This window comes from Cyanobacteria bacterium FACHB-DQ100 (assembly GCA_014695195.1).
Lineage (GTDB): Bacteria > Cyanobacteriota > Cyanobacteriia > Leptolyngbyales > Leptolyngbyaceae > Leptolyngbya.
Map to the genome: position 1 here is coordinate 1 of JACJNW010000036.1, position 10,754 is coordinate 10,754.

General features: G+C 48.4%; 4 protein-coding genes and 1 rRNA gene. 4 read left to right on the forward strand and 1 reads right to left on the reverse strand.

Annotated features, from left to right (window positions below; all coding sequences use genetic code 11):
- The first annotated feature begins 860 nt into the window (after positions 1-860).
- Positions 861-1,451: a ParA family protein gene (locus H6F51_20955; protein ID MBD1824942.1), complete on the forward strand. Its 591-nt coding sequence runs from the start codon at positions 861-863 to the stop codon at positions 1,449-1,451.
- Complete coding sequence (locus H6F51_20960; GenBank protein MBD1824943.1) at positions 1,448-1,876, forward strand: hypothetical protein; 429 nt, start codon at positions 1,448-1,450, stop codon at positions 1,874-1,876. Before H6F51_20955 ends, H6F51_20960 begins: the two co-directional genes overlap by 4 nt.
- A 326-nt stretch (positions 1,877-2,202) precedes the next feature.
- Here the strand turns inward: H6F51_20960 and H6F51_20965 are convergent, their stop codons facing one another.
- Positions 2,203-3,753, reverse strand: a complete 1,551-nt coding sequence (locus H6F51_20965; protein MBD1824944.1) for a hypothetical protein — start codon at positions 3,751-3,753, stop codon at positions 2,203-2,205.
- 741 nt (positions 3,754-4,494) lie between these two features.
- Here H6F51_20965 and H6F51_20970 point away from each other — a divergent pair.
- Both H6F51_20970 and H6F51_20975 read left to right on the forward strand, forming a co-directional pair.
- Positions 4,495-10,236: a PAS domain S-box protein gene (locus tag H6F51_20970; GenBank protein ID MBD1824945.1), complete on the forward strand. Its 5,742-nt coding sequence runs from the start codon at positions 4,495-4,497 to the stop codon at positions 10,234-10,236.
- A 406-nt stretch (positions 10,237-10,642) separates the two neighbouring features.
- A 16S ribosomal RNA gene (locus H6F51_20975) occupies positions 10,643-10,754 on the forward strand; the annotation flags it as partial.

The window sequence follows — 10,754 nt, forward strand, 5'->3', positions numbered from 1 at the left end:
GTGGCCCCACGCTCATCCATCCCGAACTGAGTGGTGAAACGCATTTGCGGCGACGATAGTGAGAGGGTAGCCTCTTGTCAAAATAGCTAGCTGCCAGGGTATTAATTAGAAGAGCCGAATGCATTTACAGAAGTGAGTGTGTTCGGCTTTTCACTTTCTTCACTGCATGAGGCTTGCAGCAGAAAGTTTAGGTCTTGAAGTGCTTATCGTGATTCTCCAACGCATTAAACAATAAACATGAGTCTCCAACGAAGGCGCAGCAGTGGGAAAGGTGAAAGCGCAAGAATTGAAGTAGTCTAAGTAGTCAGGCGATCGCTTGACAGCCAAAATTGTTAGAGTACGGGTGCAACTTCGCTTACCGTGAATCTGGTTCTGGATGAGAAAAGTGAATCCTCAGCCAGCGAAGTTGGAAAGAAGAGAGGAGCAATCCAGTTTGTCACTCCCGATTTAACTTGAACTTTCAGTTCTTCAATAACTCAGAGTGGTTGAGTTATTGAAGTAGTTTTTGTGCAGTTTCCTGCTCACTCCGCAGAAGTTCAAGCACTACGAAAATGGCTCAATTCCAAGCTATAAAAGGGATTGAGCCATTATAAGTTCGGTTGAATTACGGCATTGGGATGAACGAGAGAATGCGGGTTTGAATGTCGTTGTAGTATGCTTGTCAGTCCAAAAACAGTCCAAAGTTGTAACAAGACTGTATTACAGTGCGGTAACAAAGCTTTGTTTGGATTACTCAGATTCGCAGTTTTAAAGTTTTGAATTGGCGAAAATATACAAATTCATAAATATAAAAATGCAGATTGACGGAAATCTGAAGAAATGTTACTTGTGTGCTATCTATCAATTGTGAGGAACTAATCTTGCTGATAACCGTTGCCTCTACTAAGGGTGGCGTGGGAAAGACAACTAGCGCAATTCATATCGCCTGCTGCTTATCGCAAGATAACAGCACACTGTTAATCGACGGTGATCCAAACAAGTCATCACTGAAGTGGGCAAGTCGAGGATCGCTACCCTTCAAAGTCGTTGATTTAATGCAATCCCCACGCCATACCAAGAACTACGAGCATGTTGTCTTTGACACTGCAGCACGACCAGGGAAAGAGGATTTAGAAGCTCTCGTTGAAGGTTGTGACTTGCTCATCATTCCGTGCAGTCCTGACATTCTTGCAATTGAGGCAACGTTGGAGACAGTAGATTTGCTCGAATCTTTGGATTGCGATCGTAATCGTTATCGAATTTTATTGACGATCGTGCCCCCAACGCGCAAAACGGGTGAACAATCACGAGAAGCACTGTCTGAATACCCAATCTTTCGCAAATCAATCCGCGAGTATGCTGCTTATGAGAAAGCAGCCTTAGCAGGTGTTCCCGTGTATGAAAGCCGCGATCCAAAAGCAAGAATTGCATGGAGTGACTATAGCGCTATCGGAAAGGAGATTTTGGGATGAGCAAAGAGAACTTATTTGCTAAAGCGATCGCTAATCGTAAAAAAACAGAGACCATAGAGCCATCTGACCCTATTGAAATCACAGAATCGTTGCCAATAGCAGATCGGACTGATGTACCAACTGAGCGGATTTCATCTCATTCATCTCAACCGTCCGTACCGATAGAGCCGTCTTCTCAGAAAAGAGGTAGAGGAAGACCTGCAACTGGGAAACGGTCGAATAATGACTGGATTGGAAGAACTTATTACATTCAGCGCGATACTGATTTGGATGTCGAAGACGAATTGCTAAAGCTGAAGCGGCAAGGAATTGAAGTAGATAAATCAGAATTGGTAGATTTGCTGCTTTCTGCCTGGGTGAAATGGCGACAAGGTGAAAATATGGAAATTCATATTTCTGGAATTACGCCAAGGCGAAAATTCTAAAATTCAAACTGTAATCGCTGCGCTAAAGGACAAAAAAAGGATATGTCCTTGGTTCGCTTTGTATCATCGATCGACAATCCCGAGTGTTATCCGCGTTCCAGAAGATAGCACTGGAGGCACTGGCTCGGCAGGTGATCCCCCGTAATCGCCCAAATTGAGGTGCATCGAGTCAGCAAGTCCGGCTTGAAGCCCTCGACCAGATCAAGCGGATGGAAGGATTAATTCCCATAGCAATCGCTGACTAAACCCGAAAATGGATAATCCTGCTAGGGGTTCAGTAGCTGCTTCTGACTTTGAAGATAAACACCTAATTTTGTAGCACGCTCTTAATCTGGGTCATCCTGCCAAAATCGGTTTTTTCGCTGTGCCTCCTCTTGACGGCGTTGCTCTTGAACTTGAGACAACTTGCGCTTAATGAGAGCAATCCACTCTTTTGGGCTCTTCTCCCGGTGTTGAGCAGGACTTGCTGCCGTATTCCCAGCATTACACCCTGACCCAGCTTCTTCCTGCTCTTGCAAGGAGCTAGAGTCCTCTCCAGTCAGGGTATTACACCCATTTTCCTCCAATAAGCTTGTGGGGTTGGTTGAGCAGGGTGCTCCCCATAAGCAATCCTGCTCAACACCACTTTGACGATCGTCGCTTTGATTATTCTCTAAGTAACGGGGATGCCATAAGTCCCGGTGACGATACAGAGTAGCACCGCTGATCCCATAAGCTACGAGGGCATCAAATCGTTCTGTGATGCCCTTCGGTAACGTTGTTTTTTTCCGTAAGTCGCTCATGGCTTGTTCGATTCGTTCTCTTGCACTCATCTGTTGGTGGTGGTTCCAACTCGGCTCTGAGTCATTGGGGATGTCCGGATCGGGATCTTTGGGAATTTTGCTCTTACCGTAATGAAAGTAGCGGCTCTGCTCAACCGATCGCACCCACTCTTTCGCTCTTGCTTCAATCTCATGCTGATGGCGGCACCAGTCCTCGTAGCCTGGAAGCGATCGCGCGATCGCAACGATGTCTTGAACTAGGGCATCTCCTTCAAGCGGTGCAGCGGCATACAGGACATGACCAAAGATGTAGGAGCGCATCGCGATGCGTCCGAGCAAGCGATTCGTCTGCCCGTGTCCAGTCCAGCCTTGTTCAATTTCAGCATTTAGATCATTGAGAAACTGGTTGGCTTTGCCGGTAACTCGAAACTGTTGGCGACGGGCAACTTTTATCAGGCGATCGATCGCCTTTTTATCGACCCAGTTTTGGGCTTGAGCGAATCGCCAGTGCTGGACGAAGGTTTGCTGGTCGCCCCACATGGGTTGGAGGTCATTGTTGAGCAGGTAAGACCCGGCTTGCAGGGGGAGGCGGTGCCCGTTGTAGAGGCTGTGTTCGCCGTTGGCAGCGTAAGGCTTGCAGTTGGGAAAGACTTCGAGTTGCCCAGGTGCCAATTTGAAGCCTGCATTTTCTAACACCGTTGACACTGCCAACGCGATCTCCCAGGTTTTCTGGGGATGCTCGAAGGGGAAATACAGATGCAGTCCACCGCTGTAGCTAGAGGTGAGGGCGATCGCGCTTACCCAGCCATATCGCTCCAGGCACTCGCAGATACGATGCCAAGCCAGGGGATCTCGGCTGGGATGATACACGCTGCCTCGGTCAATGTCCAACAGAAAATAGTCGGTCTGTTGCCCAAAACGGACACCGTAAAGATAGCTGCCTTGCTGGATTAGACGATCCGAAAGGGGGTAGCGGCTTTCGGTTTGCCAGCTCGGTGACGCTGTTGGATAAGGATGCTCTGCCCAGAGGTAATCGTACCGATGAGTCCAGAGGGCAAGGAAGGAATCCTGCCAGTCCTGAATCGATTCAAATTGTCGAGAGGGAGCTGTTTTCATGGTAGCTGCCCCCGGATTCCATTAATGCTCAAATTCATAATCAACTTCCTACGCCTGTATTACCGGGATAGGAAGCTATGCAGCTTTAGATAACTTGCTAAAAATCTTGCATCTTTTGGCAAATTGCCTCTAAAATTGGCATAGCTACCTATGCTACCTACTAATTGGCGGCTGAAATTGGCTTATTCAATTGGTGTAGCTATCTAAAATTGCCTCTAAAACTGGCATAGCTAAAATCGCATCTTTGCCATCGCTTGTCACAGCTAGTCATAGCTAGGTCATAGCAAGGCTGAGAAGCAGGCAAATCTGGGTAACCTAACGTCAGCTCGTCCAAAGCATTAGTTAGCGTTGCCGCCCTATCCTCGGACTGAATAAAAACCATTGACCCCTTCTGTTTGCGCGGTGGGGTTTTTGGCTTTTAGGACTCCTGAACCATGATGTTGATCTCTTGCGCGTCAAGATTGGAAACTGGGTCGTTCATCCTTTGTTTTTCTCGTTTCAATAATTGGACTGTAGTGAGTATATTTGATTCGCTTCCAAACTTGAATATGTTTTAAAAATCTCTGACTCAGCAAGTCGATTTTTAGCAGGAATGCTGACTCTATATTTTGCAACACAACTCTTTCTTATTTCTAAGTGAGTTTAGACGAGGTGGAGATCCTCGCCCTTAAGGAAGATATATAGGAGAGCGCAAGTCAGATTTAATAGAGTGTTCCGTTTACGCATACGGTTAACTCTTTTATGAAGCGCGATGCCACAGGTAAGTTTGTTCAAAATTGGGATTCAGAAACCAAACAACGTATTAGCATCTCGCTTACCTGTACCGCCTGGCGATCGCTCGACAAGGAAGCACAAAAACGAGGAATTTCTCGCTCTGAGGTAGTTGAACACTTTGCGCGCACTCTTGAAACGGAGCCTTCTAACGAATCCACAGCACCAGATGCTCCGGTGGCGTTGATTCAAAACCAACTTCTTGAGCAACAGCAGGAAAATGCAGCCCTACAGCGTCAAAAGCAAGAGTTAGAGGCACGGTTAGAACAAGCGCTAAATACGAGTGCCCAAACGACTGAGCGCAAAGTAGCAACCATTCTAGAAAGTATCACCGATGCTTTTGTTGCTTTCGATCGGGACTGGCACTACACCTATGTCAATCAGGCAGCCGCTCAAATCTTGCACAAAACTCCCGAAGAATTGCTGGGTAAACACGTTTGGAACGACGTTTTTCCTGAACTGGTAGGTGGGGTCGCTTATCAAGCGATGCATCAAGCCGTGGCAGAACAAGTTCCGGTGACATGGGAAGAATTTGGAAAATCCGTTCAGTGTTGGCTGGAAGCCAATGCTTATCCTTCTGCCGAAGGGATTGCCGTTTATTTTCGCAATGTGACAGAACGCAAGCAAGCAGAGGCGGAACGAGAACAATTACTTCAAGCGTTGGAAACGGAAAGGGCAAAATTTGAGGCAGTTCTGCACCAGATGCCCGCAGGAGTTTTCATCGCGGATGCCATTTCTGGCAAGTTGGTGCTTGCAAACGAACAAGCCAAACAAATTGTCAAATATGACTTTGAAGAGACTCGCGAGCTAGAGGACTATGTACGCGTTATCCCGTTTGAAGCATTTCGCTCAAATGGGCAGATTTATGCACCGGATGAGTATCCCTTGATGCGATCGCTCAGAACGGGTGAAGTGATTATCCGAGAGGAAATGGAGCTACGCCAGGAAGATGGCAGTTATACCGTTATTTCGGTCAACTCAAGCCCAATCTTAGATAAGCAGGAGCGAATTCTGGCAACGGTCGCGGTGTTTCAAGATATTACGGAGCGCAAGCAGACTGAAACGCTACTGAGACAGCAAACGGAAGCCCTGGAAAATCAGCAGAAATGGTTGGAAGCAGTGCTGGATTTAATGCCAACGCCAACCGTATTTATCGAACCCGAAACCGCACGAGTTACTTTTTCCAATCGGATTGCAAATGAATTGGCAGGGGGTGACTTACCGAAAGACAAATCCCTGGATGAATATACCGACGCTTATTACTGCACCGACGCGAATGGCGATCGCATCCCAACCGAAAGAATGCCCGCCGTTCTAATTGCTCAGGGAGAACGGCTAGAAAACTATGAGATGAACTGGTATACGCCTGGCGGCATTCGCTCCACCCTATGCTGGGGAGAAACCCTGCCAGCCATGCATGGACATCCCGCCATCGGCATTGGGATGTTTCAGGATGTGACTCGCCTCAAACAGATTGAAGAAAACCTGCGGCAGACCGAAGAACGCTTACAGCTTGCGCTTGCATCTGCTGAAATGATTGCTTGGGACACCGATTTCACAACCAATCAAGTGGTCTGTTCTCCAAACGCGCTGGAGATTTTCGGTATGCACGTAGGTACCGCAGAAGCGTTTCGTGCGGTGATTCATCCCGATGATCGACCCCTCGTCTGGCAAGCGCTGGAACGAGCGATTGCGGGGGATCACTCCTTTTCTGAGGAATACCGAGTGATCAGCCCTGACGACACGATACTGTGGCTGAAAAGTCAGGGACGCGTCTATCTCGATGAGGCTGGACAGGCCACGCGAATGCTGGGCGTTTCGGTCAATATTACAGAACGCAAGCAAATCGAAGCTGAACGCGATCGCCTGTTAGAGCGGGAACAGGTGAGCCGTCGATTAGCTGAAAAAGAACGTCAGCGGCTGCGAGACATTCTGATGCAAGTGCCTGCTATGTTTGCCGTACTGTCGGGTTCTGATCATGTCTTTGAACTTGCAAACTCCAAGTTTCTCACCGTATCCGGACGCTCTGAAGACATTCTTGGTAAGACGGCACGCGAAGTATTTCCCGAAATAGCAGGTCAGGGATATTCTGAGATTTACGATCGGGTCTATCAGACTGGGGAGATTATTCGAGAAGAGGAATGCTTCTCTCGTTGGGACTCAAATAGGAATGGCAATCTCGTTGAAGGCTTTTTCAATCTTGTGTTTCTACCACTCAGAGACATTGACGGTTGCATCGACAGCGTCTTGATTCATGGTATTGAGGTCACTGCCCAAGTCCAAGCTCGTCAGCAAGGGGAAGTCTTACTCCAAGAACTTCAACACAAAGAGAGACAGCAACAGTTCTTGATCGAATTGAATGATGCCATTCGTGCCCTTCAAGACTCCGACGAAATTATGTGGCGAGTGGTAAGTTCCACTGGGCAACATTTCAATGTCACGCGCTGTACCTACGGTGAAATTGATTCAACCCAGGAATACGTCATCGTTGATCGCGACTACTGCAACGGTGTCATCAGCGTTGTGGGTAGCCACCACATGAATTCCTTCGGTTCAGACATCATTACAGAACTGAAGCAGGGCAAAACTGTTGTGGTTGAGGATGTCGATCTCGATCCTCGCACGGCTGGATCAGGGGTAGCAGCTTTTGATGCAATTCAGACCAAATCGCTGCTGTGTGTTCCCCTTGTCAAAGCAGGACGATTTGAGGCACTGTTAGTCTTGCACCATGTTGCTCCTCGTCAGTGGACAGCAGAAGAGGTGGCATTGCTGGAGCGCATTGCTGAAAAAACTTGGCTGGCGGTGGAGCGATCGCGAGCAGAAGCGGAATTGCGAGAAAGGGAAGCCCACCTGCAACTTGCGCTTAAAGTGGGACGGATGGGCACCTGGGACTGGGATCTGCAAACAGGAACGCTCCTCTGGTCAGCCGGGTATTTCACCATCCTGGATCTACAGCCGGACGAAGATGAGCCGAGCTACGAACTTTGGAGAAGTCGGGTTCATCCCGATGACTTAGCAGAAACGGAGACAAAGCTGCAACAAGCAACTCAGGAGCGAACCGAGTACCATCACGAATATCGCCTGCGTTGGGCGGATGGCTCGGTTCACTGGGTCGAAGCTAGAGGGCAGTTTTCCTATGATGCTCAAGGGCAGCCGAAGCACTCTATTGGTGTTGTGATTGACATTACAGAGCGCAAGCAAGCAGAAGAAACATTGCATCAAACTCTACAAAAGCTCAATTTCCATGTTGAAAACACACCGATGGCAGTCGTGGAATGGGATCATAACTTTCGAGTCATTCGATGGTCTGCTGGTGCGGAGCGCATTTTGGGTTGGAGGGCTGAAGAAATTCTGGGCAGATCTTTGACTGAGATCCCGTTTGTTTTTGAAGAAGACTTAGAGGCGGTTGCCGATGTCTGTCAGCGGTTGATTTATGGTGAGGAACCGCACATTTTTTCATCTAACCGCAATTACACGAAAGATCGCAATGTTGTGCATTGCGAATGGTATAACTCCAGTCTCAGAGATAAATCGGGGCGAATGACTTCGGTATTATCACTGGTGTTAGATGTCACAGAACGCAAGCAAGCGGAGCAAGAGCGGGAACACCTGCTAGAACGAGAACGCCTTGCCCGCTCTGAAGCAGAAGCTGCTCAACGCCAGCTTGCCGCCATCTTCAATACCTCTCCGATCGGGCTAGCCCTATTAGATGCCGAACAGCGCTTCGTCGCGATCAATGAAGCATTAGCGGAAATTAACGGGTTACCCTATGAACAACACCTGGGGCAGTCAGTCGCCGAGTTGTTTGGTCAATTTGATTCTGAAATTGTCGAGGTCTTTCATCAGCTTTACACCACCGGTGAACCTTTTATTTCGCCGAGCTTCGCTGTTAATGCTCCTGGTCATGACGATCGTCGTCCTGGTTACTACAACGTTTACTATCTCCCCACGGTTAACTCGAATCACCAGGTAGAAAGCGTTTTAGCTTATGTAGTCGATGTCACAGAACGGGTCAAATTAGAGCGTGCCCAACAATTTCTTTCCAAAGCCAGCGCAGTACTCGCCTCTTCTCTCGACTATCAAACAACCCTAGAGCGCGTTGCTCAGTTGATTGTCCCGGAACTTGCCGATTGGTGTACCGTTCACATCGTTGAGGAGGATAACACTATTGACCAGATCGCCATTGCCCACATCGACCCTACCAAACTGGAATGGGCGCATCAGTTGCAAGAGAAGTATCCACTAGACCCGAACGCGGCTCGCGGTGCAGCTTTAACCCTGCGAACAGGACTACCTGATTTTGTGCCGGAGATCCCTGATGAATTGCTCGTTCAAGCTGCCCGCGATTCCGAGCATTTAGAGATCCTACGGCAAGTCGGTTTCAGTTCCGTCATGACTGTACCATTGCGAACTCAAGCACGAATTATTGGAGTCATTTCCTTTATTTCGGCTGAATCTGGACGACGCTACACCGCAGTAGATCTGCAATTAGCTGAGGAATTGGCGCATCGTGCCTCGCTAGCGATCGACAATGCCCAGCTTTATGAAATCGCTCAACGAGATCGTGCCAAAGCCGAAGCCGCTAACCGGATCAAAGACGAGTTTCTGGCAGTCCTGTCCCACGAATTGCGAACACCGCTCAATCCCATTCTTGGTTGGACAAGGATGTTACGCACGAAGCCCCTGAACGCGACCAAAACTGACCAAGCGTTAGACACGATCGAACGCAATGCGAAACTGCAAGCGCAATTAATCGAAGACTTGCTCGATGTTTCCCGCATCCTTCAAGGAAAAATGTCCCTAAACATTGCGCCCGTGAATCTAACCATCACTATTGAAGCGGCTCTAGAAACCGTCCGCCTAGCGGCTGAAGCGAAACAGCTTCAAATTCAAACCACCCTGAATTCCTTCTCAGGAAGCGTCTTGGGTGACACAAACCGTCTCCAACAGGTCGTTTGGAATCTCCTGTCGAATGCCGTGAAGTTCACGCCGTCCAGTGGGCGAGTCGAGGTGTGCTTAGAGCAAGTTGGCACTCATGCTCAAATTCAAGTGAAAGATACAGGAAAGGGTATTCATCCAGAGTTTCTCCCTCACGTATTTGATTACTTCCGCCAGGAAGACAGTGGCACTACCCGACACTTCGGGGGGTTGGGATTGGGGCTGGCGATCGTGCGTCAATTGGTGGAACTGCATGGAGGCAGCGTTTGGGCAGAGAGCCTGGGACCTGATCTAGGCGCAACCTTTGTCGTTCGGCTGCCGTTGAATCAGATGGAGCAGGCACCCGCTTCAGAGACTGAGAATGCAGAAGCTGTGGTAGATTTGACCGGAATTCGCGTCTTGGTGGTGGATGATGAAGCGGACATGCGCGAGTTGGCATCATTCATCCTGACCCAAGCAGGTGCACAAGTGACAACAGCAAGTTCGGCGGCAGAGACACTGTTTCTCCTGAATCAGTCAGTTCCCGACCTCCTGTTATGCGATATTGGCATGCCAGAAATGAACGGTTACTCTCTAATTCAGCAAATTAGAAAATGGTCACCGGACCAAGGAGGTACCCTCAAAGCGATCGCCCTAACTGCTTATGCTGGAGAGGTCAATCAGCAGCAAGCCTTAGCCGCAGGATTTCAAATGCACCTCTCGAAGCCGGTTGAACCGGAGGAATTGGTAAAAGCAGTCTCATCGCTCATTGCAACAAATGCTGTCCGAAGCTAGCGTTGTGATTTCGTATTCATTCCCAACTGTTTAGGATTGAGTTTAGGGTCGAATTGTATCTGAAGAAGTTACAGTAACCCTCCATCTCACCGTAGCACCGTGCTACTGGAAGAAATGTAGTGGTGCCACATTTGGTCTTCAACAGGAAGTCAGATTCTACAACTAGCATCTTGTAAGTCTGCGAACTGAGATTTGATTTTCTTGACAAAAGTTCTAGCCCTCGTGTTATAGTGAGAAAGCGTCAGAAAACGAAAGTTGATGCAACGAACCTAGACAATCACATAGTTTGAAAGCCAGAATTAGCAATTAGCTCTCGTTAATATTTAAGTCTTGAAGTGAATTTTCAAGGCTAAAGCGAAAGAGAAATTTCCGGAACAGAAATAAGTTTCGGAGCCATTCAAACACCAACATGGAGAGTTTGATCCTGGCTCAGGATGAACGCTGGCGGTATGCTTAACACATGCAAGTCGAACGAAAGACTTCGGTCTTTAGTGGCGGACGGGTGAGTAACGCGTGAG

Bases quoted from the DNA above. Each gene is read 5' to 3' on its own strand.
- H6F51_20960 (MBD1824943.1), top strand. From the start codon at position 1,448: ATGAGCAAAGAGAACTTATTTGCTAAAGCGATCGCTAATCGTAAAAAA.
- H6F51_20965 (MBD1824944.1), bottom strand. From the start codon at position 3,753: ATGAAAACAGCTCCCTCTCGACAATTTGAATCGATTCAGGACTGGCAG.
- H6F51_20970 (MBD1824945.1), top strand. From the start codon at position 4,495: ATGAAGCGCGATGCCACAGGTAAGTTTGTTCAAAATTGGGATTCAGAA.